24 protein-coding genes and 2 pseudogenes are annotated in these 22,318 nt (G+C 69.3%); 17 read left to right on the top strand and 9 right to left on the bottom strand.

Annotated elements, in window-relative coordinates; all coding sequences use genetic code 11:
- Positions 1–6 precede the first annotated feature (6 nt).
- The 4 genes and pseudogenes from ABGB18_RS38580 (at position 7) to ABGB18_RS38565 (ending at position 1,533) form a co-directional block, all read left to right on the top strand.
- Positions 7–141 carry a hypothetical protein gene (locus ABGB18_RS38580; RefSeq protein WP_347700624.1) on the top strand — a complete coding sequence of 45 codons (135 nt, stop codon included), beginning with the start codon at positions 7–9 and terminating at the stop codon, positions 139–141.
- Positions 142–458: 317 nt separating this feature from the next.
- On the top strand, positions 459–824 hold the full coding sequence (locus ABGB18_RS38575; protein WP_347700623.1) for a hypothetical protein: 366 nt from the start codon (positions 459–461) through the stop codon (positions 822–824).
- Between the two features lie 158 nt (positions 825–982).
- A pseudogene (locus ABGB18_RS38570) lies at positions 983–1,303 on the top strand (SDR family oxidoreductase); the annotation flags it as partial.
- Between the two features lie 146 nt (positions 1,304–1,449).
- Positions 1,450–1,533: an SDR family oxidoreductase gene (locus tag ABGB18_RS38565; protein WP_347700733.1), complete on the top strand. Its 84-nt coding sequence runs from the start codon at positions 1,450–1,452 to the stop codon at positions 1,531–1,533.
- 127 nt (positions 1,534–1,660) lie between these two features.
- Here ABGB18_RS38565 and ABGB18_RS38560 read toward each other — a convergent pair whose 3' ends face one another.
- Both ABGB18_RS38560 and ABGB18_RS38555 read right to left on the bottom strand, forming a co-directional pair.
- A complete protein-coding gene (locus ABGB18_RS38560) occupies positions 1,661–1,879 on the bottom strand; it encodes a hypothetical protein (RefSeq protein WP_347700622.1) in 219 nt (72 codons plus the stop codon).
- Between the two features lie 215 nt (positions 1,880–2,094).
- On the bottom strand, positions 2,095–3,552 hold the full coding sequence (locus ABGB18_RS38555; RefSeq protein WP_347700621.1) for an MFS transporter: 1,458 nt from the start codon (positions 3,550–3,552) through the stop codon (positions 2,095–2,097).
- Positions 3,553–3,697: 145 nt separating this feature from the next.
- Between ABGB18_RS38555 and ABGB18_RS38550 the strand changes: the two genes are divergently transcribed.
- The 3 genes from ABGB18_RS38550 to ABGB18_RS38540 all read left to right on the top strand — a co-directional run bounded on the left by ABGB18_RS38550 (position 3,698) and on the right by ABGB18_RS38540 (position 6,579).
- Positions 3,698–4,264, top strand: a complete 567-nt coding sequence (locus ABGB18_RS38550) for a TetR/AcrR family transcriptional regulator (protein ID WP_347700620.1) — start codon at positions 3,698–3,700, stop codon at positions 4,262–4,264.
- A 226-nt stretch (positions 4,265–4,490) separates the two neighbouring features.
- Positions 4,491–5,435, top strand: coding sequence for a C45 family peptidase (locus tag ABGB18_RS38545; protein WP_347700619.1), 945 nt, complete (start codon positions 4,491–4,493; stop codon positions 5,433–5,435).
- 289 nt (positions 5,436–5,724) lie between these two features.
- Complete coding sequence (locus ABGB18_RS38540) at positions 5,725–6,579, top strand: aminoglycoside adenylyltransferase domain-containing protein (protein WP_347700618.1); 855 nt, start codon at positions 5,725–5,727, stop codon at positions 6,577–6,579.
- 197 nt (positions 6,580–6,776) lie between these two features.
- Here ABGB18_RS38540 and ABGB18_RS38535 read toward each other — a convergent pair whose 3' ends face one another.
- Complete coding sequence (locus tag ABGB18_RS38535; RefSeq protein WP_347700617.1) at positions 6,777–6,998, bottom strand: hypothetical protein; 222 nt, start codon at positions 6,996–6,998, stop codon at positions 6,777–6,779.
- Between the two features lie 287 nt (positions 6,999–7,285).
- On the opposite strand from ABGB18_RS38535, the gene ABGB18_RS38530 reads away from it, so the two are divergent.
- A complete protein-coding gene (locus tag ABGB18_RS38530) occupies positions 7,286–7,789 on the top strand; it encodes an inclusion body family protein (RefSeq protein WP_347700616.1) in 504 nt (167 codons plus the stop codon).
- Between the two features lie 581 nt (positions 7,790–8,370).
- On the opposite strand, the gene soxR is transcribed toward ABGB18_RS38530, so the two are convergent.
- The gene (soxR, locus tag ABGB18_RS38525; protein WP_347700615.1) at positions 8,371–8,733 is read right to left on the bottom strand and encodes a redox-sensitive transcriptional activator SoxR; all 363 of its coding nucleotides are present in this window, start codon (positions 8,731–8,733) and stop codon (positions 8,371–8,373) included.
- A gap of 24 nt (positions 8,734–8,757) precedes the next feature.
- The gene (locus ABGB18_RS38520; protein WP_347700614.1) at positions 8,758–9,372 is read right to left on the bottom strand and encodes an MFS transporter; all 615 of its coding nucleotides are present in this window, start codon (positions 9,370–9,372) and stop codon (positions 8,758–8,760) included.
- 446 nt (positions 9,373–9,818) lie between these two features.
- Here ABGB18_RS38520 and ABGB18_RS38515 point away from each other — a divergent pair, with 446 nt between their 5' ends.
- A complete protein-coding gene (locus ABGB18_RS38515) occupies positions 9,819–10,697 on the top strand; it encodes a metallophosphoesterase (protein ID WP_347700613.1) in 879 nt (292 codons plus the stop codon).
- A gap of 129 nt (positions 10,698–10,826) precedes the next feature.
- Here ABGB18_RS38515 and ABGB18_RS38510 read toward each other — a convergent pair whose 3' ends face one another.
- Entirely contained in the window at positions 10,827–11,516 is a 690-nt protein-coding gene (locus tag ABGB18_RS38510; protein WP_347700612.1) for a TetR/AcrR family transcriptional regulator, read from the bottom strand.
- A 35-nt stretch (positions 11,517–11,551) separates the two neighbouring features.
- On the opposite strand from ABGB18_RS38510, the gene ABGB18_RS38505 reads away from it, so the two are divergent.
- The 3 genes from ABGB18_RS38505 to ABGB18_RS38495 all read left to right on the top strand — a co-directional run bounded on the left by ABGB18_RS38505 (position 11,552) and on the right by ABGB18_RS38495 (position 15,366).
- Positions 11,552–12,973: an FAD-dependent monooxygenase gene (locus ABGB18_RS38505; RefSeq protein WP_347700611.1), complete on the top strand. Its 1,422-nt coding sequence runs from the start codon at positions 11,552–11,554 to the stop codon at positions 12,971–12,973.
- Between the two features lie 148 nt (positions 12,974–13,121).
- On the top strand, positions 13,122–15,029 hold the full coding sequence (locus ABGB18_RS38500; protein ID WP_347700610.1) for a DUF4158 domain-containing protein: 1,908 nt from the start codon (positions 13,122–13,124) through the stop codon (positions 15,027–15,029).
- Positions 15,030–15,057: 28 nt separating this feature from the next.
- A complete protein-coding gene (locus ABGB18_RS38495) occupies positions 15,058–15,366 on the top strand; it encodes a hypothetical protein (protein WP_347700609.1) in 309 nt (102 codons plus the stop codon).
- On the opposite strand, the gene ABGB18_RS38490 is transcribed toward ABGB18_RS38495, so the two are convergent.
- Complete coding sequence (locus ABGB18_RS38490) at positions 15,339–15,602, bottom strand: hypothetical protein (protein ID WP_347700608.1); 264 nt, start codon at positions 15,600–15,602, stop codon at positions 15,339–15,341. The two genes, ABGB18_RS38495 and ABGB18_RS38490, sit on opposite strands and share 28 nt — an antisense overlap.
- 138 nt (positions 15,603–15,740) lie before the next feature.
- Positions 15,741–16,598, bottom strand: coding sequence for a helix-turn-helix transcriptional regulator (locus tag ABGB18_RS38485; RefSeq protein ID WP_347700607.1), 858 nt, complete (start codon positions 16,596–16,598; stop codon positions 15,741–15,743).
- Positions 16,599–16,685: 87 nt separating this feature from the next.
- Here ABGB18_RS38485 and ABGB18_RS38480 point away from each other — a divergent pair, with 87 nt between their 5' ends.
- Both ABGB18_RS38480 and ABGB18_RS38475 read left to right on the top strand, forming a co-directional pair.
- Positions 16,686–17,000 carry an SDR family NAD(P)-dependent oxidoreductase gene (locus tag ABGB18_RS38480; protein ID WP_347700606.1) on the top strand — a complete coding sequence of 105 codons (315 nt, stop codon included), beginning with the start codon at positions 16,686–16,688 and terminating at the stop codon, positions 16,998–17,000.
- A gap of 43 nt (positions 17,001–17,043) precedes the next feature.
- Positions 17,044–19,287: an MMPL family transporter gene (locus tag ABGB18_RS38475; RefSeq protein ID WP_347700605.1), complete on the top strand. Its 2,244-nt coding sequence runs from the start codon at positions 17,044–17,046 to the stop codon at positions 19,285–19,287.
- Positions 19,288–19,451: 164 nt separating this feature from the next.
- Here the strand turns inward: ABGB18_RS38475 and ABGB18_RS38470 are convergent.
- A pseudogene (locus tag ABGB18_RS38470) lies at positions 19,452–20,679 on the bottom strand (IS701 family transposase).
- A gap of 89 nt (positions 20,680–20,768) precedes the next feature.
- On the opposite strand from ABGB18_RS38470, the gene ABGB18_RS38465 reads away from it, so the two are divergent.
- The 3 genes from ABGB18_RS38465 to ABGB18_RS38455 are packed head-to-tail and all read left to right on the top strand — an operon-like array spanning position 20,769 to position 22,214.
- Entirely contained in the window at positions 20,769–21,446 is a 678-nt protein-coding gene (locus ABGB18_RS38465) for a site-specific integrase (protein WP_347700604.1), read from the top strand.
- Positions 21,447–21,478: 32 nt separating this feature from the next.
- The gene (locus ABGB18_RS38460; protein WP_347700603.1) at positions 21,479–21,961 is read left to right on the top strand and encodes a GNAT family N-acetyltransferase; all 483 of its coding nucleotides are present in this window, start codon (positions 21,479–21,481) and stop codon (positions 21,959–21,961) included.
- On the top strand, positions 21,951–22,214 hold the full coding sequence (locus ABGB18_RS38455; protein ID WP_347700602.1) for a hypothetical protein: 264 nt from the start codon (positions 21,951–21,953) through the stop codon (positions 22,212–22,214). Before ABGB18_RS38460 ends, ABGB18_RS38455 begins: the two co-directional genes overlap by 11 nt.
- The last annotated feature ends 104 nt before the right edge of the window (positions 22,215–22,318 follow it).

Genomic DNA, 22,318 nt, shown 5'->3' with positions numbered 1-22,318 from the left:
GGTGAAATGAAGACCCCCCTTCCCGGGACACCGAGCCTGATGCGGGCGATCAACGACCGCACCGCCCTCCGGGTCCTGCTGGAGCGGGGCCCGCTGACGCGTCCCGAGATCGCGGCGGACCGCGTACCTGCTCGTGGGTGAGATGCATCTGGCCGAGGACCTGCTGCAGAGCGTGCTGACGAAGGTCGCCGGGCAGTGGCACAAGCTCGCCCAGGGCGGTAACCCGGCGGCGTACACGCGCAAGGCGCTGGTCAACCAGTACATCTCGTGGCGGCGCCAGTCGCAGCGCGAGGTGCCCAGCGCTGAGCCGCCCGAGCGTGGGGTCTCCTATGACGACGCGGCCCTCGACAGGATCGTGCTGCGCCGGGCGCTGGCCGAGCTGACCCGCAAGCAGCGCTCGGTGATCGTGCTGCGCTTCTGGGAGGACCTGACGGAGCCGCAAGACCGACCTGTGGCTGATGCCGGTCGAGGGCGGGGGCAAGCCGGTGCGTTTCAAGGGCACGTTCATCATGTTCAGCGAGCTCGCTCCGGATCGCCGCACGGTGGCCGCCGTAGAGTTCGACGAGCTGAGGAAGAACATTCTGACGCTGCTCGACGCCAAGACCGGCCGGATGTTGCGCAAGGTGCCGATCCGGGGCGTGCCGGCCAAGGACGGGCTGACCGGCGTCCGGATCTGGTCGAGCGCCTCCGAGGTCGTGCTCGACTACCAGGGCGGCAGCGGCCTGCGCAGCTATGGGCTGAACGTCAAAACCGGGAAGTTGCGGCAGTTGGCCCACTATCCGGGCGTCGGCTTCAAACGCTCGACGCTGCCGGGCAGTTGGTGAGGCTCTTTGAGGGGCCGTAGACCGCGTTGAGCCGACTGCCCGGGTCAGCCCGCAGGTCGATGATGACCTGCGGGCTGACCCGGCGCGTCGCCCTGAGGCTTTTGCCGCACCTTGACCGCCGATGAGCTCTGACCTGGGTAAACTCCCAGCCGCATGCGGTGAATGGCGCCCCAGGGGGATGGGATGGGACAGCTCGACGGAAAGACCGCAGTAGTGACCGGCGGCTCGACCGGAATCGGTTTCGCCAGCGCCCGCCGCTTCGCAGCCTCAACCTCCTGCTCGGCGTCAACGTGAAGGGCACGGTCTTCACCGTCCAGAAGGCGCTGCCGCTGCTGAACGACCACGCCTCCATCATCCTGTCGGCCTCCATCTGGACGGTCGAGGGCCCCGAGGGCTTCGGCGTTTGCTCGGCCACGAAGGCGGCGGCGCGGTCCTTCCCCCGCACCTGGGCCAACGAGCTCAAAGGCCGGGGCATCCGGGTCAACGCCATCAGCCCGGGGACGATCGACACACCCGGCCTCGACGGGGCCATCGGCGCCGACACGGAGCAGGGCAGGCAGGTGAAGGAGTATCTGGCTCCCGGATCCCGCTCGGCCGGATCGGCCGGCCGGAGGACGTTGCGGACGTGGCCCTGTTCCTCGCTTCCGACCAGAGCCGTTTCGTCACCGGTACGGAACTCTTCGTCGACGGCGGCACTGTGCAGGTCTGACAACCCGACGGGTACCTCCACGAGAGCCCCCGGCCGCCCCTATTTCTGCGAGAAGTCCGAGGGTCTCAGCGTGCGCTTCCCTGGAAGGGAGCGATCGTTCACCGCTGGTCACGCACCTGATGCGTCGTCACCGTTGCCGGGCCGCCTCGCTCAGGGCCACGTGGATGTGGTCGTTGTGATCGGCGCGGAAGTCCTGGGACGTGATGATCTCGTTGTTGTTCCTGCTCCACGAGCCGATCCCCAGGTCCAACTCGACGGGCTTGCGCTGGGCGTCGGTGAAGGTGTAAACGCCGTCCCTGAGCAGGGCGCGGGCCCAGCCCGCCCGGAAGCGGGCATCGCTCTTCACAGGGCTGCCCGCAGCGTAGTAGATCTTGACGACGTTCCGGTTGTCGATCAGCTCGCCCAGCCGGGTCCTGGTCTGTCGCGCCCAGTCCCTGACCTGCCCCAGGCTCGCCGTGCCGGCTCGCTACGAACGGCTGACCTCACCCTGGGGCCCGATCAAGGCACTGGTCGCTGGGGATCATCCGGCGGGACGCCTCCCGGCCAAGGTCGGTGTCGCCGTCAACGGCTGTTCGCGGATGCCTCGTTCGAGGTGGTGACCGCACCTGGATCGGTGGAACGTTGCGGCGCCGCGGGCTTGGATCTCGCCAACCACAGGCCGGTGAACACGGCGGTGGCCAAAGTGACGGTGCCGGCAGCGAGGAAGGCGCTGTTGAGGCCGGTCTCGAAGGAGGCGCCGCCGGATTGCCGGGTGCGGACGATGGCTCCGAGTACCGCCACGCCGAGCACCGCGCCGATCTGCCGGGTGGTGCTGCTGATGCCTGACGCGAGGCCGCCTTCCTGCGGGCTGACTGCTTGGATGGCGGCTCCCGTCAGTGGGGACATGGTCAGGGCGAAGCCGATGCCGACGACTCCCAGCCGCCACCACACGTTCCCGTAGCCGGTGTCGGCGTGCACCATGCCGAGCGCCAGCAGTCCCAGGCCGGCCAGGGCCAGGCCGATGGTGACCACGATTCGGAAGCCGTACCGGGCGGCGAGCCGGCCCGCGTACGGGCTGACGATCACCATGGCGAGGGATGCCGGCAGGGTCTGCAGGCCGGCGCGCAGGATCGAGCTGCCCTGGACGTACACGAAGAACTGGGAGAAGAAGAACGACGAACCCATGAGCGCGAACCCCACCACGACCATGGCGGTGTTGGACACGGTGAACAGCCGCTGCCGGAACAGCCGCAGCGGCAGCATCGGAGCGGAACGACGCGCTTCGACGGCGACGAAGGCGGCGAGGAGGATCACGGCAGCGGTGAAGCCGCCCAGGATCAGCGGCGACGTCCAGCCGCGGGCGCCACCCTCGATCAGCCCGTAGGTCAGCGCTCCCACCCCCAGAACGGACAGCACCGTCCCCGGGACATCGATCGCGGGGGCGCCCGGATTGCGGGTCTCTTCAAGGCTGCGCAGACCGACCAGCAGAAGGACTACGCCGATGGGCAGATTGACCAGGAAGATGGCGGGCCAGCCGAAGGCATCTGTCAGCACGCCGCCGGCCACGGGGCCTGCGGCCAGACCGATTCCGCTGAATCCGGCCCACAGCCCGATCGCCTTGATTCGTTCTCGCGGTACGGGATAGGCGGCGGCGAGCAGGGCCAGCGAGGCAGGGCTCAGCGCCGCGGCCCCGATGCCCTGCAGCACCCGGCCGGCGACCAGCCAGCCGACCGAGGGCGCGAGGCTGCACAGCACCGACGCGGCGGTGAACATCGCCACGCCGGTCAGGTACACCCGCTTGCGGCCGAACCGGTCGGCGAAGACACCGCCGGACAGCAGCAGCATGGCGACCAGCAGTACGTACGCGTCGACGATCCATTGCAGGCCGGTCAGCTGAGTGTGCAGCCGGTGCTGCATATCGGGCAGCGCCGCTCCAACAATCGTGTTGTCGAGCAGGACCATGAATTGGCCTAGGCAGGTCACCGTGAGCAGCACGGCCCGGTTGGGTCGACTGCCTACGGCCGCAGGCGATGCAGCCATGGGGATTCCTCTCAATCGTTAGTCGCACCTCTCCACGGCCGACGCGGTCGGCGTCTGGGCGCTCTAAAGCAGCCAGTGGCTGCGTTAGGCGACTGTAAGGAGGCTGCCTCGCAAACGCAAGTCACGACTGCGTTAAGGTGGGGGCATGAACGAGCGACAGGGAGCCCGGCGGCCCGGCGGGCGCAGCGCCCGCGTCGGCGCGGCGGTGCACCAGGCCGTCACCGACCTGATCAGCGAGCGCGGCTACGGCAACTTCACCGTCGGCGAGGTCGCAGCCCGCGCGGGCGTGGCCGACAGCAGCATCTACCGCCGGTGGGGCAGCCTGGAAACCCTGCTCACCGACGTGGCGCTCACCCGCCTCAACGCGCAGTCGCCGATGCCCGACACCGGGAGCCTGGCCGGCGACCTGCGCACTTACGCGGCCAACGTCGCCCGCGAGATCACCGGACCCGACGGTCTGGCGTTGCTGCGCCTGGCCGACGCCCTGTCCAGCAACGGTCCCCAGGGCCTGCAGGCGCGTGACGACCTCCTCGCCGAACGCACCCGGCAACTGCAGTCCGTGCTCGATCGCGCCCGCGAACGTGGCGAGCACGCACCCGACGCGTTCGGCGTGCTGGACCACATCCTGGCCCCGATGTATATCCGCGTCTTGTTCGGCTTCGGCCCGCTCACGCCGGACTACGTCGACGGGCTGGTCGACCGATTGCTGTGACCTCAACCCGGTCCCCGGGATCAGCCCTCGGACGCGATGCCAGGGCTCCGTGAGGTGCTCTACAACATGCCATCCCACCTCAGGCATCCGACCCCCGGCTGGCTCACGCGGCCTGGCCGAAGCCGTCGGCCGGCGGCCCGGCCGCCGCCCTACCTGGTGAATTACCCGCACAATGGGCTAGGTTGCGCTCACCTCGTCCGATTCTCACAGGGGGAAGTTGGCGGCCATGCGGCAACAGCACAAGTCCTTCCAGGCGATCGAGGTCGGCGACGGCGGCGACGGGCGGTGGGCCGCCCACGCCCGGGCCCTGTGGCAGGACATGGAGGGCCTGCTGACCGCGGAGGGCCGGACTCCGGAGGGCGCGGACCGTGTTCGGGCGCTGTTCCGTGCGCGCATGCCGGAACTGGTCCCGGTTCTGGACCGCCTGGCCGGCCAACTCGACCGGCCCGAGGCGGAAGGCTTCCTCACCCACGCGGCACTGCGGCCGTTCTCCCCGGCCTGCACCCAGATCGGCAGGAACGGCACTCTGCTGCGCAACTATGACTTCCCGCCCGATCAGTGCGAGGGCACCATCGTCTCCTCCTGCTTCCTGCGCCCCGTGATCGGGATGCAGGACGTGCTGTGGGGTTTGCTGGACGGGATGAACGACGCCGGTCTCGCGGTCTCACTCACCTTCGGCGGACGTTCCGTCTACGGACGTGGCTTCGCCATTCTCATCGTGGTGCGCTACCTGCTGGAGACGTGCGACACCGTCGATGAGGCGGTCGGCAGGCTGCGGTCCCTGCCGGTCGCCGTCCCCCAGAACCTCACCCTTGTCGATCCCGCGAAGGCGGTGACGGTGTTCGTGGGGCCGGATATGTCCGCCACGGTAGCGCCGGATGCCTGCGCCGCCAATCATCAGCACCTGCCGGTGACCGACGAGCAGGAGCGGGTCTTGCGGACGCAGGAGCGGCTGCGCGCCATTCGCGCCGCGGGTGCGGACGTGGCGGCGATGCTGAAGCCGCCGCTGTATCGATCCCTCGACGAGCAGGGGGCGGGAACGCTCTACACAGCCCACTACCGGCCCGTCGAGGGCCGTGTGACGTACTACTGGCCCGGTGAGTCCTGGCAACAGTCCTTCGGTGACTTCGCACCCGGATCTCGCACCGTGACCTTGGGCCGGGCCGGCTGAGAGGCTTTCCGGACTCCTGCTCACCCCTGTCCGGGGCCAGTTCGCGATCACTCGAGCACGATCCGAACACCAGCTTCGGCACCACCTCTGGGTGCGACACAGCTCCCAGACTCGTGGTGGCTCGTGCTTGAGGAGCCTGTCGTCGACCCCAAGGCGGATTGCCCCAGTGCGGGGGCCGCATAGTCTCGCCGGTGCACGTTACGAGGAGTTGTCGACAGCCGGTTCTGGGACTCGCTGGTTGAGTCGATCAAGTCACCGCCGCGACGTCGGTTGTGGAAGCCTTCGTCTCATGCTTCCAAACGATGTGGCACGCGCGGTTTCCCGTTATCTGTCCGTGGCCGACCGGCTGCTGCCGGGGCGGATCTGCGGGTTCTACGTCGTCGGCTCGGTCGCATTGGGCGCCTGGCAGGCCGAAGGTAGCGACATCGACTTCGTCGCCGCAGTGGATGGTGACCTCGGCGAACGGGCTATGCGCCGGCTGGCACTGCTGCACAAGGTCGGTAACGTGCCAGCGGCCTGGGGAGCCCTGGTCCGAGCCCGGCCGGCCATCCCTGGCACGCTGAATGGCGTTTTCGTCGTGGCGAGCGATCTGGGCAAGCCGGTCACGCACATCCGCCCGGTCGCCTCACACAGTGGCCCGTCCTTCAAACGGGGGCGAGGGTTCGAGGTGAATCCGGTGGTGTGGAAAGTACTCCTGGAGAAGGGCGTCACGGTGCGTGGTCCGGCTCCGGACGAGCTTGGCCTCGATCCGGAGCCGGGCAAGCTTCGCGAGTGGAATCTGCAGCAGTTGCACGGCCACTTTGCCGCCTGGGCCGGTAAGGCGTTGTCGGGAAAGCCTCCGCGCAAGCCGCTGCTGCCGGCTCATCGGGTGGCGATGTCCACCATGTTGTCTCCTCCCCGGCTGCATCACACGGTCGTGACGGGTGAGGTGGTCTCGAAGGAGGCCGCGGCGGAGTATGCGCTGGACGCCTTCGAGGCGCGCTGGCATCCGCTGATCCGTCTGGCGCTGGCTCGGCGTCTCGGGCTGTCGGCGCCCGTTGGCGTCGATGCGTTCGTGGCCGATTCACGCAGGCTGCCTGGCTTGGTGGGCGAGTTCGTTCTCGATGTGATCGCGAGCGCGGATCGGCACTGTGAGGGCGTTTGATCGGCATCGGGCTGCCCGGTGTCTTCTCATCATCCGGCGGCGGGGTGGTGGTGGGGCCTTCAGCGGGGAGAGTCGGCACGCCCAATAGGACCGTGGCTCGCATGCCCTCGACGTCGACATCGATTCCAAGCCAGGCCGTTTCGTCCAACGCCACATTGAGACCGTCAACTAATGTTCGGCGGATGCTACGGCAACCCTCACTCGTGGTCGTGGAGCGTTCCTGACGCCACCCACACTCCGGGCGAGGCCGTGCCGAATCCCATCTCGGCGAGGGTGGTGCGCAGGGCGTGACGGCGGTCGCGCTCAGATTCGGGGATCTTGTTGGAGCCCAGAGGCGAACACCCCGGTAATGCCCACCTGTCCTGCCCGCCACATCTGCCCCGGGGCAGGGGTACGCCCTCCTGGCCCCCGGGACTCATTCCGGCCGCTCATCGTGCCTGCGCGAAGCGGTACGGAATAACATCATTGTATTTAGGTCACATTATGGGGTCTTGACAGCACTCACGGCGAACATCATCGTGGAAACGGTCATGCAGCGGCCTTCGACCCCCGCGCATCGCCCCGATTCCGGCGTGCGCAGTGCCGCCTTTCATTGGTGAACGGAGGTCATCGCGACGCGTGCGCCACCGATCGATCTGACGGCCAAGTTGTGGTTATGGGGTTCTGGGCTACGGCCTTTTTCACACACGACAGGGAGATTTGCTGTATGTCGGAGTTCATCAACGTCCTCATCGCCATCGACGCGGAAACCATTCTCGGGAAGTTCGGCAAGAACACCGATCCGAACGGGCCGACGTCGATTCCCGACAGCAGCAACCTGATCTACATGACCACTCGGCAGAACCAGCTCGGGAGCACTCCGGGTAGCGAGTTGACGATCAACGCCTCTCCCATGGACATCATCAGGTGGCGTGAGACGACACTTTCCCTGAACTCCGAGTACACCGGCATCCTTTACCGGTTCAACACCCTCTCCGGACAGAATCTGATCAGCACCCCAGTAGCGAGATCGGTGGTTCTCAACGAGCCGCAGCCGAACAGTCAGGACCCGTTGAATCCCACCACCCAGAAAATCAACAGCTACTACTGGGAGTGCGAAGTCCTGGACACGGGGACGGTCACCTACAACTTCAGTTTCATGCTTCTCAACCACAAGGGCGAGAAGCAGGGTTACTACTGCTGGGATCCCTTCATCAATATTCAGCCCTGACGGGGCCGGTGCGCCGATTCGCTAATCTACGTCCGGTGATGCTTCGGGGGCCTGCGCCCCCTCACCGCACCTTTCGCTCAGGCCCGCGCCATCCTTCGGGGACGGTGCGGGTGCGGTCATGGGTGCGAAGCAGATGTACCTTCACACCGACCTCGCTGCCTCGACGGTGTACCGAGTCGAGGTGAGCGGTGCCAAGGATGGCTCGGGCAAACGTCATGACGCCTTACACCTGGACGTTTACTTCCGGCGAATCCGCCGCCACGGAGCGTGAGGGGGTCGTACTGGTGAGTTCATCTGTTCGACTGCCGTGAGTTTTCGGTGAAGATGAGCCTCATGGTGACTGTCCGCGCTCTCCGGCGGCGTCGCGGTTCCAGGCGCCACCGCGTTGTCGCCGGTGAGCCGGACGACCCGGTGAGGGTTTGCGCGTAGGGAACATTCCATGCGCGTACGTCAGGCCGTCGGCTTGTCGGGCGGACGAGCCGCGGGCCTCCGGGAAGGGGAGGTGCTGGACTTCTGGAGCCGTACCGGTCCGGGGCCGCTGCCCTGCAGGGCGTCGTCGGGGTTGAGGAGCAGGCAGGCTTTCATGGACAGACAGCCGCAGCCGATGCAGCCGGTTCAAGGCTCTCGATGGCGCGACGGCGTTCCTCCAGTTGTTTCTTCCACCGGCGGGAGACCCGCTGCCAGTCCCCGTGGGTGGGGGCGTGGTCGGTGGGGAGGGTGGCGAAGACGTCGGCGACGTCCGACAGCGGGATGCCCAGGCGCTTGGCCACGATGATCAGAGATATCCGGCGCAGCATGTGCCGGGAGAAGATCCGCTGGTTGCCGATGCCGCGTTCGCTGAAGATCAGGCCCTTGCGCTCGTAGAAGTGCAGAGCGGAGGCGGACACGCCGGTCCGGCGGATGGTCTCACCGATCGTGAGGCGATCGTCCGGACTGGCGCGCACGGCGTCTCCTTGCTGGGAAGGTGATCAGACGGTGTGGCGGGGCCTGGTGGCGCGGCGGAGGATCAACGCGCCCGCGACGACCGACAGTACGAGACAGAGCAGGGCGACGCCGAGCTGGGTCATCTGCCAGGACCAGGTGAAGGCGTCCAATTCGGCGGCGGCCCCGGCTCCGCTGGTGATGCGTCCGGCGCTGACCGCCGCGGCGCTGCCGGCGTCGCCGAGCCTGGCCGCCAGGAGGCCGATGAGCGAGGCGCAGAATGCGGCGATCACGAGCGCCTCGGCCGCTCCGCGCAGGGTGTTGAGAAACCCGGCCGCCATGCCGACGACCTCCGCCGGGACCAAGGCCATGGCCTGGCCGTCGGTGATGACGATCGCCTGGCTCAGGGCCGTCGCGAGAAATCCGGCCGCGAAGACCAGCGCCGCGACGATGAACACCCGGCGGCGGCCCACCCGGTCGGCGGTCGAGCCCGCGACGAGGGTCATCGCGGCGAAGGCCAGGTTGTATCCGGCAACGACCCAGTTCAACGCCGATCCCGAGGCATCGAGATCACGGCCCATGCCCGGCAGCGCGACCGCGGTCCCCGAAATGGACATCGCCACCAGAACGACGCCGACAAGGACCACGGGAAGTGTCAACATTGTCGGCCGATCCACTGCGGCCGGATGCGGGGACGAGTCTGTGGTCGTGTTGTCCATGCTGTTCGCTCTCTGGTCCTGGGGCCGACGGCGAACAGCTCATCAGCTCAACTTGAGTTGAGGTCAAATGCCCTGGTCAGCGCCGTGTTCGTGCGACGGGGCATTCAGATCGGGGGCTCACGGTGTCCTCGCCCGCAGGGGCGTACCGTCGATCGCCGTCGATCTCGACGGGCACGGGCTGAAGAACCCCCGCCTCCCCGGCACAGCGCTCGGCTTGACCGATCTTCCGCGTGGGTGCGATGCTCGATCCGGCTCGGTCGTCGAGATGGCGGTGGGAGCGCTGGGATGTGAGTCACCGGTTCAGGGCCGGTGGTTGACACCGCATCGTTGCGCCGCTCGACCGGTGCCGAGCCATGTCCGAATGGCTCTCTGCGAAAGGTCGACAGGCGATGAAGATCGCTTTTGTGGGCGATGTCCATGGTTGTGTGCTGCACGCCCTGGGTGCTGCGGTGCTGCTTCAGGATCGTCGCGGGATCCGGCTCGACGCCGTGATCCAGGTCGGAGATCTGGGCGCGTTCCCGTCGTTCGAGCGGTTCGACGAGTCCAGCCGCCGCTTCTGGCATGATCATCCCGCCCAGGGTGACTTCTTCCGCCTGCTCGATCCGTCGCCGTCGTTGGCCGAAGGCGTGGGCCTGGCCCTCGGACAGGTTCCTTCGGTGCTGTTCGTCAGTGGTAACCACGAGGATCACGACTGGCTGGCCTCATTGCACGACGCGGCGGCCGCCGAGGTCGTGCCGGTGGACCCGCTCGGGGCCTACCGCCACGTCGCCTGCGGAAACGTGGTCGAGGTCGCCGGGCAGCGGGTGGCGTTCCTGGGGCTGATCGAGGTTCCCGGGAAGATGGATCTGGACGAGCGCGCTTACGCGCGGCTGACTGACGTCGAACCGGGTGGCGTGGACGTCCTGGTCACCCACGACGGCCCGTACGGGATGTCACTCGACCGGCGCGGGAACGTGCAGGGCTCGCCGAAGCTGACCCGGCTCATCGAACACCTGCAGCCGCGCCTGCACGTCAGCGGCCACTACCACCACCCCAATGGCCCACGCCGCTACGGCCGCACGACCTCCTACGCGCTCGCCCAACTGGTGCCGCCCAAGATCACCGAGTGGGCGCCGGAGCCCGTCAACCCCGGACAACGGGTGACGGCCGGGAGTATCGGCCTGCTCGACACCGAGACCGGCGGCTTCGAGTACATAGAGGACGAGTGGCTGGCCGACGTCAAGGGTGACGCCCTCGACCTCGCCGGACTCGTCGCCGCCACCCACTGACGGCTTCCGGTCTGTTACGCCGCCAAAGCCCCGCGCGCCCATCGTGACCACAGCCACGCGCGCGAACGCGGTGGCCGCGCGGCCGAGGCCGGTCCCCGTCCGGGCGGGCCGGCCTCGGGGCATTCGTGATCACTTCGCCGTCTGCTGAGAGGCCGCGATCCCGGTGAGGATGCGGCGCAGGCCGTACGAGAACTGTTCGGCGGGACTCGGGTCGGCGGCCTCGGTGACAAGGCGGGAGACCTGGGGGTATGCGCCACTCTCGATGACCTGGCGCATGTAGGGGGCGACGTCGGCGCGCCACTCGTCCTCGGTCTGACCGGTGCGCCGCTGGGTCTCCTTCTCGGCGAGCTCGCGCATGACCGCGCCGCGCACGTAGTCCCTGATCAGCCCGACGACCGAGCCCGCGTCGGCGATGTCGGAGGTCAGCGGGGCGGCCGCGGTGAGGGCGTGCTCCAGGCCGCGCAGCCAGTTGGGGCCGAGCGATGGCCGGGTCGCCAGCAGCGGGGCGAGCCAGGCGTGCCGCAGCCACAGCTCGCGCTCGTGGTGGGCGTACGCATCGAGGTCGGCGCGCCAGTCTCCCGTCAGCGGCACGTGGTCGTCGAGCACGGCGTCGGCCATGAGGTCGAGCAGGTCATCGCGGCTGTCCACGTAGCGGTAGAGCGAGGTCGTGCCGGTCGACAGCTCGGCGGCGACGCGGCGCATCGACAGCGCGTCGAGCCCCTCGGCGTCGGCGATGGCGATGGACGCGTCCACGATGCGTTCCACGCTCAGAGCCTGCCTTTTCGGCCGGTACGGCTCGCGCTCCCAGACAAGCGGCATGGACGGCAGTCTACATCTGTGGTTACAGTGTGCCCATGAACGGGAACACTGTAACCACAGATGTCTTGATCGCCGGCGGCGGATCCGTCGGGCTGATGCTCGCGGTGCTGTTGCGCCACCACGGCGTCAAGCCCCTCGTCGTCGAGGAGAAGCCGGAGCTGTCGCACCACCCCAGGGCCAACGGCATCGGGCTGCGGTCGGTGGAGATCCTGCGCGAGGTCGGCCTGGAACAGGCGGTCAACGAGGCCGCGGTCGACTTGCAGGCGGGCAAGATCAGGGGGCGCACGCTCGCCGAGGCCGACTTCACCGAAGGCGTGGCGTGGAAGGCGAGAGGCGAGGCCGAGCTCACCTACACGCCGGCCCGGATCCGCGGCACCTGCGCACAGAACCGGTTCGACCGCGTGCTGATCACCAGGGCGGGCGACGTGGAGTTCGGCGTCGCGCTTGACTCGTTCGAGCAGGATCCCGACGGCGTCACGGCGACCCTGTCCGACGGGCGTGTCGTGCGGGCGCGCTATCTGGTGGCGGCCGACGGTGTGCGCAGCCGGGTCCGGCAGATCCTCGGTATCGGCCTCACTGGTCCCGGTGCGATCGGTAAGGAGACGACGAGCGTCCTGTTCGCCGCGGATCTGCGTCCGCGCAAGCCGTTCGCGATGTGCAACATCGAGCATCCGGACGCGACCGGCCTGCTGGTGACCGTCGACGGCGAGCGCGAGTGGGTCTTCCTCACCGCCCTCGACACGGAGCCGGCTCCGGAGCTCATCCGCACCGCGCTCGGCGACCCGTCGATCGAGGTGGAGATCCGCAGCGTGCTGACGTTCCGGGGGCGCGGCCAGGTGGCCGATCGCCTCTCCGTCGGGCGGGTCTTCCTGGTGGGCGACGCGGCGCACGCCATCCCCCCATTGGGCGCGTTCGGGCTGAACGCCGGCATCGCCGACGCGCACAATCTGGCGTGGAAGCTCGCGCACGTGCTGCGCGGTGAGGCCGGGCCCGAACTGCTGGACACTTACCACGCCGAGCGTCATCCGGTGGCCCTCATGACGATGGAGCAGGCACAGCTGCGGTTCAACGATCCGTCCCTGCACTGGGGGAAGGACATGGCGGAGGCGCGCAGGGCAGCGGGGGCGATCAACGCGCCGGTGGTGCACATGGGCTACCGGTACGGCGGCGCGGAGCTCCCCTCCACCGAGGACGTCGCCCTCGGCTTCGACGGGTCGCCGGGATCCCGCCTGCCGCACATGTGGGTGGCCGACGGGGTGTCCACGCTGGATCTCGTCGGATCGCAGTGGTGCGTGCTCACGGCCGATCCCGGCGTGGAGGCCGACGTTCCGGTGCACGTCGTGGACGGCTGGCCGTACGGGACGGTGCTGGTCCGCCCTGACGGTTACGTGAGCCGTTCGTGCGGCCAGCGCGCCGCCTTGCTTGCCCGGTTCCCTTTCGCGGCCAGTTCGCCGTAGCCGCCGGCCGGCGCATTCCGGGGTCCTGGTCATATCCGGCCGGGAATTCCCGCTAAGCACTTGGGGCCGCTGACGACGACGCAGTCTTCGGTCTCGATTTAGACGTACTACCTAGTAGTGATCTAAGGTGCGCGTAGCGTGACGGATTGTGGCACAGGAGTATCTCTCCGCCGCACAAGTTGACCGGTATGGCCGGTTCGTGGCGGACCCGACGCCGGAGGAACTGGAGAAGTTCTTCTTCCTGGACGCCGCCGCGCTGAACGAAGCGCGGGACAAACGGCGCTTGCACAATCGCCTGGGCTGGTCCATCCAGTGGGGCACGGTGCGCATGCTCGGCACGTTCCTGACTGACTCCGGGCCGGCCGACGTGCCGCAGGTGGTGGTGGAGTACGTGGCCGAACAGTTGGGGATCGCCGACGTCTCGGTGGCGAAGTTGTACGGCGACCGCCCGCAGACGCCGTACGAGCACGCCGGAAAGATCCGGACCATGCTGGGTTATCGCGAGTTCTCGGCCGCCGAGGGGGAGGTGGCGACGTTCATTGCCTCCCGGGTGCGCAAGAGCCGGGACTCGCGCCGGGAGCTGTTCGACCGGGCGGTGCTGTGGCTGATCACCAACCGGGTGCTGCTGCCGGGCATCACCACCTTGTCCCGGCTGGTCACCGAGGTGCGCCGGACTGAGCTGGAGGCGATCAACCGCGGCCTGGCCGAGGCCGCGCCGCCGCCGATGCGGGCCGAGCTGGTGGCGACCCTGCAGGTGCCGGATGGTAAGAGGGTCTCCACCTTGGAGTGGATGCGTACGGCGGTGACCAAGCTGTCAGGCACCGGGATGGAGCAAGCGCTGGATCGCGCCTCCTACGTGCTGGGGCTGGGCACCGGGGCGGTGGACTGTACCGCGGTGGCGCCGGTGAAGCTGGCCGAGCTGGCCCGGTTCGGGATGACGGCCAAGGCGTTCCGGATCGAACAGCTGGAGAAGGACCGCCGACTGGCCACCCTGCTGGCCACGGTGCGCCAGTTGGAGGGCACCGCGGTCGATGACGCGCTGCTGCTGTTCGACCTGCTGATGTCGACGGTGCTGCTGGCCCGGGCCGGCCGGGCGGCCGACAAGGAAAAGCTGCGCAACCTGCCCCGGCTGCGGGTGGCGGCCTCCCGGCTGGCAACCGCGTGGACGATCCTGCTGGAAACACCGCCGTCCGGCCCGGCCGAGGAAGGCGACGGCTCCGAGGACGACCGGCCGGACGGCGAGCAGCACGTGCTCACCGTGCCAGAGGTGCTCGACCACATCGAGCAGGTCGTCTCCCGCCAGCAACTGGCGGCCGCGGTGGAGACGGTGCTGGAACTGCTGCCGCTGCCCAGCACCGAGGACGACGGCGACCTGGAATGGCGGGTGGAACTCCTCGACCGCTTCGGCACGATCCGGCCGTTCGTCGACATGCTGGCCTCGGTGATCCCGTGGGGATGCACCGCGGCGGGCTCGCCGATCCTGGCCGCGCTGCGTGCACTGCCCCGCCTGATGGCCGCGCGCAAGCCAGGCCGCGAGCACATCAAGGGGTTCGAGGACCTGGTGACCGGCTCGTGGCGGCGCCTGGTGTTCGGCAACCCGAAGCTGGAGGCGCCCTTGATCGACAGGCCCGCTTACACCTTCTGCATCCTGGAGGCCCTGCACGCTGCCTTGCGCCGGCGCGACGTCTACGCGGTCGGCGCGGACAAGTGGGGCAATCCGCGGGCCCGGCTGATCGAGGAACGGCTGTGGGTGCGCGAGCGGGCGGCGGTGCTGACCGCGCTCGGGCTGGACGCCGATCCGGCCGTGCACCTACGCGAGCTGGCCGAGCTGCTGGACGGCGCCTACCGGCAGGTCGCCGCCGGGCTGCCGGAGAACGCGGCGGTGTCCATCAAGGGCGCCGGACTGTGCGTGCCGTGGACTTTTCCGCCCGGGGTGCGGGACAGGTGCGGGTGGCTCAGGGCGCGTGACTACCCGCCGGTGCCGGTCCACGGCCGCGACCGGCACCGGCTGGACACCGACGGCGACGGGATCGGCTGCGGCCCCGGTGACCAATGACCGGCCGCGATGAGGCGGCAGTTGTCCGGTGGTCGCCTGGGCAGGCGCCTCCTGGGGCCCGGCGGATCTCGATGTGGCGCACTGCTCCACCAACCTCGCGCTGCTGCACGGCCCGGCGTGGGGTCCGCGGTTCGCCGCGGCGTACGAGGAGGCGGGCGGGGTGCTTGCCGCGACCGCGAGCGAGCGGCTGTACTGGCAGGTGCGGGACGCGCTGGCCTGCTCGGAGGACGTGCGAGTGGTGGCCAGGCCATGGCGGCAGGCGGGAAGGACGGAGCTGACGACGCCAGCCGTGGAGGAGTGGCTGGATGCCTACGTCACCACCCTGATCGGGGGTTGAGGGCGCCGTCCTCGGTGAGCCAGCAGATCGCCGCGCTGGAGAAGGCCGTCGGCGGCCCCGTCTTCGACCGGCCCGGAGGCCCCAACGGCCGGATCGACGGTGACGTCGAGCACGTCAAGCTGCTCGACGAGCCGTACCTCCTGGTGGCCGGCGCCGGCGCGTTCCCCGACGGCACCGTACCGGTCAGCCTGCTCGACGACGTCCCGATGGTCGCCTGGCCCGCCAACCATCAGCATCCACCACCTGCACCCGTCGCCGTCCAGCACGTGGTACCTGTACTGGCCGGCCGGACGCACCCGGTCACCGCTGGCCAACCGCGCCGTCGAGATCGCCGTCGAAGGGGCCCGCGAGCTGGTCAGCCAGATGTGACCGGTTCATCCTGGCACGTTCATCCGCTGCGTGCCGATCACCGAGAGCAGCCGCAGCGCCTCCTCAGCGGGGGAACCGGGGTCGGCCGTGTAGATCACCACGTGCTGGTCCCGGTCGGAGATGTCCAGGACATCGCAGTTGAGGGTGATCGGGCCGACCAGCGGGTGCTGCAGGGTCTTGCGCATGTTCGGCCCGGGCGACACGTCGTGCGAGGCCCACAGCCGGGCGAACTCCGCGCTACCGGCCAGCAGCTCCGCCACCAGCTCCGCCACCTCGGAGGCGCCGGGGTAGCGGGCGGCGGCGGCACGTAGCCGCCGGGCCGCCTCGTGGGCGAACACGGCCCGGTCCGCCGGCGCCAGGACGGGCAGCCGGGACCCTTCCAGGTGCACCCCGAGGAAGACCTGCCGGATCAGGTTGCGGTCGCGCCGGGGCAGCGCGGAGAAGTCCGTCATCAGCGCGGCCGCCAGGTCGTTCCACGCGATCACCTCGTACGTCGCCGACAGCACGAACGCGGCCGCCTGGGGCAGCCGGTCCAGCAGGTCGAGGGTGTTGCGTTGCACCTCGCGGCACGGGCCGGGCGGCGGGGCGGGCGGGGCCCCGGCCAGGTGGTGCAGGTGGTCGCGTTCGGCGTCCGACAGGCGCAGCGCCCTGGTCAGCCCGGCCAGCACCTCGCGCGACGGGCGCGGGGCGCGGGCCTGTTCGAGGCGGGTGTAGTACTCGGTCGAGATGTAGGCGAGCTGGGCCACCTCCTCCCGGCGCAATCCGGGGGTACGGCGCCGCCGCCCGGCCGGGAGTCCCACGTCGGCGGCGGAGATCCGCTCTCGCCTGCTGCGCAGGAAGGCGGCCAGTTCCTGTCTGTCCACGTTCCCACTATGCGTGACCCGCGCCGTGCTCAGCCAGGTACAGCCGGTGCCTGGCTGAGCCTTCCGCCCGCCGCCAGGCTTCCTGCCATGACTGATGACACCTGTCAGGGCCTGCTGGCCGGCAAGATCGCCTTCATCACCGGTGCCGGACGCGGCATCGGCGCCGCCGCCGCACGGCTGTTCGCCCGCGAGGGCGCCTCGGTACTGCTCGCCGCCCGTACCGAGGACCAGCTCAAGGCGGTGACCGAGGAGATCCGGGCGGCGGGCGGCACGGCCGACCACGTGGTGTGCGACCTCGCCGACGCCGGCAGCGTACACGCCGCCGTGAACCGGGCCGTGGAGCTGTACCGCGCCTCCTACGTGACCGGCGCGGTCCTGCGGGTGGACGGCGGCCTGAGTTGAGCGGGGAGAACGGCCGGGCCCGGACCGCGCGGGAGGCGTCGCCGTGTTCTCGTGGCTAGGGCATCTCGCCTACGCGCGCAGGCGCGTGTTACTGATCGTGGCCGCCTTGTTCGCGGTGCTCGCCGGCGTCTGGGGCAGCGGGGTCTTCGGCGCCCTGGACACCGGCGGGCTGGAGGCTCCGAGCGCGGAGTCGTACCGGGCCACCGAGCTCCTGGAGGGCCACTTCGGGCACCGGCCGGCGCAGGCGGACGCGGTGGCGATCTACAGCGACCCCACCGGCAGGCTGTCGGCTGACGATCCGGCCTTCGAGCAGGCGGTTACGGCGGCGCTCAGCGGCCTGCCGCGGACGGAGGTCGCCTCCTGGACCAGCTACTGGAGCCCCGGGCTCACCGAGGAGCAGCGTGCGGGCTATCTCTCGAAGGACGGGCGCGCGACGCTGGCGACGATCGTGCTGCGTGGCGCGGACAGCGAGGAGCGTCTGGCATCGTACGCCAAGATCGAGCAGCAGGTGCGTGCTCAGGGTCTGCGGACGCATATCGCGGGCGGTTCCACCAGCGTGTTCCACCTGCAGCGGCTGGCCACGGAGAATCTGGCCACCGCCAACATGATCTCGCTGCCGGTGCTGCTGGTCCTGCTGTTGATCATCTTTCGGGGGGTGGTGGCTGCTGCCATTCCGCTCGTGCTGGGCATCTTGGCCATTCTCGGATCGCTGGTGATGCTGCGGGTCCTGACGCATGTCACCGACATCTCGATCTTCGCTATGGAGATCTCGATGTTGCTTGGGCTTGGGCTTGCGATCGACTACGGGCTTTTTATGGTCAGCCGGTTCCGTGAGGAGCTTGTGCGTAGTGGTGGCGATGTGCGGGCTTCGCTGGTCGTGACGATGAACACGGCTGGGCATACGGTGGCGTTCTCCGGGCTGACGGTGATCATTGGGCTTTGTGGGCTGATGTTCTTTCCGCAGCCGATTTCGCGGGCGTTCGGGTTCGGGGGGATCGCGGTCGTGCTGTTCGATCTGCTGGCTGCGCTCGTCGTACTGCCTGCGGGGTTGGCGGTGCTTGGCCATCGGATCAATGCGCTGCGTCTGCCCTGGCCGCGGCGTCGGCTCCGTACCGTCACTGGGGAGGGGCGGACGGCCGAGTCCGTCACCCGGGAGGACCGGGCGTGGCGGTGGCTCGCCGAAGCCGTCACCCGCCGACCGCTGCCGTGGCTGACCGGTGGCCTGCTGGCGCTGCTGATCGCCGCGGCCCCGCTGCTCTCGCTGCAGCAGGGTCTCACCAACCACCGCTACCTGCCCGCCGACAACGAGGGCCAGGTGGTCCCGGCGATACTGCGGGCGGACTTCCCCCAGAACGGCCCGGCCGGCACGCGGATGGACATCGCCGTAGCCGGTCCGGTGGAGCGGGCCGCCCTCGACGACTACCTGAAGTCCGTCGAAGGGCTCCCGAACGCCGGAACGGCCGGCGTCCATCTCACCGACCCCGAGCTGACCTGGGTCACCGTCACCTACCAGGGCGAGGCCGACGACGCGCAGAACCTGGAACTGGTCCGGGACATCAGGTCCCTCAACCCTCCGGCCGGCACCACAGAGGTTCTCGTCGGCGGCCCCGGCGGGCCGGCGGTCAGCCTCGACAACAGCGACGCGACGACGCAGGCGCTGCCGTGGGCGCTGGCCTTCATCGGCCTGTCGACCCTCGTGCTGCTCTTCCTGGCGTTCCGGTCCGTACTCGTGCCGGTCAAGGCCGTCGCCGTCGCGTTCCTGTCGCTGGCGGCCTCGTGCGGCATCATCGTCTGGGGGTTCCAGGAGGGTGGACTGGCCGGGCTGATGAACTTCCCGGTCGTGGGCACCACGGATGTCTGGGCGCTCGGGCTTATCGTCACCATCGCTTTCGGCCTGGTGACGGACTACGAGATGTTCCTGGTGAGCCGTATCCATGAGGAGTATGTGGCCACCGGCGACAACCGGCGCGCGGTCATCACGGGCCTGCGTGGCACCGGCTCGCTCATCACCCGGGCGGGGCTGCTGATGGTCGTCGTCCTGGCCACGATGGGTTTCACGGCGACGTCGCTGTTCCTGATCACGATCGGGGTCGGGCTCACGCTCTCCGTGGTGATCGACGCCACTCTGGTGCGCTCGATCGTCGTGCCTGCCGCGATGCAGTTGCTCGGTAGGGCGAACTGGTGGCCGTCGCGGGCGCGGCGGTCGGGCGGACGGGCGGAGGGTTTCGATCGGGTACGGCCAGCGTCGCGGGCGGAGGCGCCGAGCGGACCGGCTGGCCATACCTGACCGGTTAGCGGACCAGCCGGCCGCGCCCGGCTGTGAGCGGGCCAGCCAGCCGCACCCGCCCGTGAGCGGACCGGCCGGCCCCACCCAACCAACAAGCGCACCAACCGACCACGCCCGACTGTGAGCGGGTCGGCCTCTCCTAATACTCCAGTGACACTTCGCGATCATGGTTCGGATTTGCGCTGGTAGTGGCAGTGCCGGGCGGTGGCCTGGTGGCGTCGGCGCCAGTCTGACCAGCGCAGAAGATCCGCGACGGAGCGGTGCCGGGTCAGCACGAGTGCGGCGAGCAGCCGGCGGATCTCGGGCAGGGTCAGCGGGATGCGGTCGTCGGCGGTGCTGGGTGGCTGGGCGGCGGCCCTGGCCGTCAGCACGGCCAGGGCGAGCAGAGCCAGGGTCATGTGACGGTGCCAGGCCGTCCAGCCGCGCACTTGGTAGTGGTCCAGGCCGACCTGGCCCTTAGCAGCCTGGAAGGACTCCTCCACCGCCCACCGGGCTCCTGCGATCTTGACTAGGGCCATCAGCGGCTGCCGGGCGGGCGCGTAGCAGCGGTAGAACGCCAGCTCGCCGGTGGTCAGGTTGCGCCGGATCAGCAACCACCGACAGCCCTGGGCCTCGCGTTCGTCGATCCGGGCCCAGGCCCAGGCATACCAGCGCGGCCCTTTGGCTCCCTGGCCGGCGCGGTAGCGGTGCCAGTGCCGGTCGGCCACGCGCGTGGCAACCTCGGCCGCGCTCACCTGAACCCCCTCGAGCTCGACGCGCCGGTTGCCCGCGATGGCCAGCACGTATCCCATCCGGCGCTGCTCCAGGGCGGCGCGCAGGCGCGGGTCCTGGCCGTAGACCTCATCGCCGGTCAGCCAAGGAGCGCTCACCCCCGCCTCCAGCGCAGCCAGCACCATGGCGGTGGCCAGCGCGGGCTTGGTGGCAAAGCCGGTCTCGTCCGGGACGCCGGCCGCCCGGCACCGCCCGCGGTCGGCCAGCCACGTATGCTCCGGCAGGTAGAGCCGCCGATCCAGCAGCGCCCGCCCAGCCGGGGTGGCGTAGGCGAGGAACACGCCGACCTGGGAGTTCTCGATGCGGCCCGCGGTGCCGCTGTATTGCCGTTGCACCCCGGCCGATCCGGTGCCCTTCTTGACGAAGCCGGTCTCATCCACGATCAGCACGCCGCCGGGGCCGAGCCGGTCGACGACGATGTCCCGGACATCATCGCACCTGATCGGCGTCCCAGCGGGCGGTGCGCAGCAACCGCTGCAACGTCTGCGGCCCGCTCAGCCCAGCATGTTCGGCCAGGTTCCAGCAGTTCTTACGGTCAATGTCGGCCAGCAGTCCGCGCACGTACGCGGTCGCGGCGCGACGGGGCTCGACGCGACCGAACCGGCCGGCAACCCGGGCCACGCTGCGGCGCGGGCCCTCGTGCTTTCAGCCCCTGCCGTCGCGTCGGGGGCCTGTATGTTGGGAATGGGGTCCTGGTCAGGTGCCGGTCGATGGCTTTGGTGGTGTCGGCGTTCTCCCGGCGCCGCTCGATCAACACGGCCAGGTCGCTCATGCTCCACCGTGCGGCGGCCCAGGTGGTGAAGGAGCGCAGGGCGGAGCGGTGGCGGTTCCAGGTGCGGGCGGCCGTGTCCTGCCACGCCGCGGTGAAGACCGCCGCCATCTGGTCGGCCGCCAGCTCCGTCGAGGTCCTCGGACTCGACGTCGGCGACCTTGTGCTGGAGTCCAAGCGCGGCCGCGTACGCCGCAAGTGCGGCACCACCGACTGGATCCTGTGGCAGTCCGGCACCGCCCGGCTGCTGCCTCGCCTGCTCGCCGGCCGTACCCGCGGCCCGGTCTTCCTGACCGACCGGCGGCCCGGCCCGGCCCGGACCCCTGCCGGAGCCGACCTGTGCCCGGTCACCGGCCGCGCCCGGCTGTCATACGAACGCGCCGAATACCTGTTCAAGCAGGCCACCAAGCGCATCGACCCAACCGGGGCCGGCTACACCCTCCACCAGCTGCGCCACTCCCGGCTGACTCACCTGGGCGAGGACGGCTGGTCCTCCTCCATGCTCATGGCGTTGTCCGGCCACCGGAATCTGCGCACCCTCGGCATCTACGTCCAGCCCAGCACCGAAGCCGTCGCCGCCGCACTCGCTGAGCACGACCCCGGCCGCCGACGACACTGACCACGACCTCACACCGTCCGCAGGGTGATCACATGCCTCGTGACCGAAGCCCGATTCGAGTTCAGCGGGTCTCCCGCTTGCGCTGGTGGTGGACCCGCATCACCACGCCGCACGCCCCCTTGCGCTTCGTCTACCACCCGCCCACGCGTCCGACCGACCTGCGCGAGATCTACGTCTACGATCCCGACGACTACGACATCGCCCGCCTGGTCTGGCAGGTATGCGATGAGTGCCGCCACGGCAGCATCAACAAGATCTCCATCGACCAGGAATGGCAGCGCCGAGGGCTCGGCCGCCGCCTGATTCACCGCGCGCTGCGCGACGGACCGACGTACGCCTGGGCCACCTCGGGTCAATCTCCAGAAGCCAGGAAGTTCTTCCCGATCATGAGCGCGGAGACGGGAGCGGCCTTCACCGCGCACGGCCCCTCATGCCCTCACACCGGGCTCGATCGAAGAGGCCTCGCCGCCGAACGCCTCCCGCCACCGCGCGCGGTGATCGAGCATGACATCTGACCCGCGCCACGACATGGACCATGCCGACAACCAGACCGCCGCCTCATCCCCAGCGGGTGCCGAGGCTGCCGCGCCTGGCTACACCGTTTCTCAACGTCAAGACGGCTGGCCCAACTGGCTCGGCCGCCGCCCGATGCGCAGCTCCGACCGCGCGAAGATCCGTGAGGCGCTCGAGACGGGGCTTCCCGACGGACCACTCACCGTTCCCGGCCCTTTCCTGTGTTACCTCACAACCGGCCGCAATTTCATCTGATGAAATCTCAGATTGGTTTGCGTGCGAGGTGCGCAGGGGGTAATCACTGCTGCTCTCCGGCCTGGCATGGGACACGCCTCGCGCCTGAGGATCAGACGCTACCG

The sequence above is a fragment of the Nonomuraea sp. B12E4 genome (assembly GCF_039871825.1).
In the GTDB taxonomy this organism is placed as follows: Bacteria; Actinomycetota; Actinomycetes; order Streptosporangiales; family Streptosporangiaceae; genus Nonomuraea.
Note: the sequence above shows the minus strand (reverse complement) of the source record. Positions and strands in the feature narration are given on the sequence as shown.

Bases quoted from the DNA above. Each gene is read 5' to 3' on its own strand.
- ABGB18_RS38515 (WP_347700613.1), top strand. From the start codon at position 9,819: ATGAAGATCGCTTTTGTGGGCGATGTCCATGGTTGTGTGCTGCACGCC.
- ABGB18_RS38455 (WP_347700602.1), top strand. From the start codon at position 21,951: ATGACATCTGACCCGCGCCACGACATGGACCATGCCGACAACCAGACC.
- ABGB18_RS38530 (WP_347700616.1), top strand. From the start codon at position 7,286: ATGTCGGAGTTCATCAACGTCCTCATCGCCATCGACGCGGAAACCATT.
- ABGB18_RS38520 (WP_347700614.1), bottom strand. From the start codon at position 9,372: ATGTTGACACTTCCCGTGGTCCTTGTCGGCGTCGTTCTGGTGGCGATG.
- ABGB18_RS38555 (WP_347700621.1), bottom strand. From the start codon at position 3,552: ATGGCTGCATCGCCTGCGGCCGTAGGCAGTCGACCCAACCGGGCCGTG.
- ABGB18_RS38535 (WP_347700617.1), bottom strand. From the start codon at position 6,998: ATGAGTCCCGGGGGCCAGGAGGGCGTACCCCTGCCCCGGGGCAGATGT.
- ABGB18_RS38490 (WP_347700608.1), bottom strand. From the start codon at position 15,602: ATGCTGATGGTTGGCGGGCCAGGCGACCATCGGGACGTCGTCGAGCAG.
- ABGB18_RS38540 (WP_347700618.1), top strand. From the start codon at position 5,725: ATGCTTCCAAACGATGTGGCACGCGCGGTTTCCCGTTATCTGTCCGTG.
- ABGB18_RS38510 (WP_347700612.1), bottom strand. From the start codon at position 11,516: ATGCCGCTTGTCTGGGAGCGCGAGCCGTACCGGCCGAAAAGGCAGGCT.
- ABGB18_RS38575 (WP_347700623.1), top strand. From the start codon at position 459: ATGCCGGTCGAGGGCGGGGGCAAGCCGGTGCGTTTCAAGGGCACGTTC.
- ABGB18_RS38550 (WP_347700620.1), top strand. From the start codon at position 3,698: ATGAACGAGCGACAGGGAGCCCGGCGGCCCGGCGGGCGCAGCGCCCGC.
- ABGB18_RS38580 (WP_347700624.1), top strand. From the start codon at position 7: ATGAAGACCCCCCTTCCCGGGACACCGAGCCTGATGCGGGCGATCAAC.
- ABGB18_RS38505 (WP_347700611.1), top strand. From the start codon at position 11,552: ATGAACGGGAACACTGTAACCACAGATGTCTTGATCGCCGGCGGCGGA.
- ABGB18_RS38545 (WP_347700619.1), top strand. From the start codon at position 4,491: ATGCGGCAACAGCACAAGTCCTTCCAGGCGATCGAGGTCGGCGACGGC.
- ABGB18_RS38465 (WP_347700604.1), top strand. From the start codon at position 20,769: ATGGCTTTGGTGGTGTCGGCGTTCTCCCGGCGCCGCTCGATCAACACG.
- ABGB18_RS38460 (WP_347700603.1), top strand. From the start codon at position 21,479: ATGCCTCGTGACCGAAGCCCGATTCGAGTTCAGCGGGTCTCCCGCTTG.
- ABGB18_RS38480 (WP_347700606.1), top strand. From the start codon at position 16,686: ATGACTGATGACACCTGTCAGGGCCTGCTGGCCGGCAAGATCGCCTTC.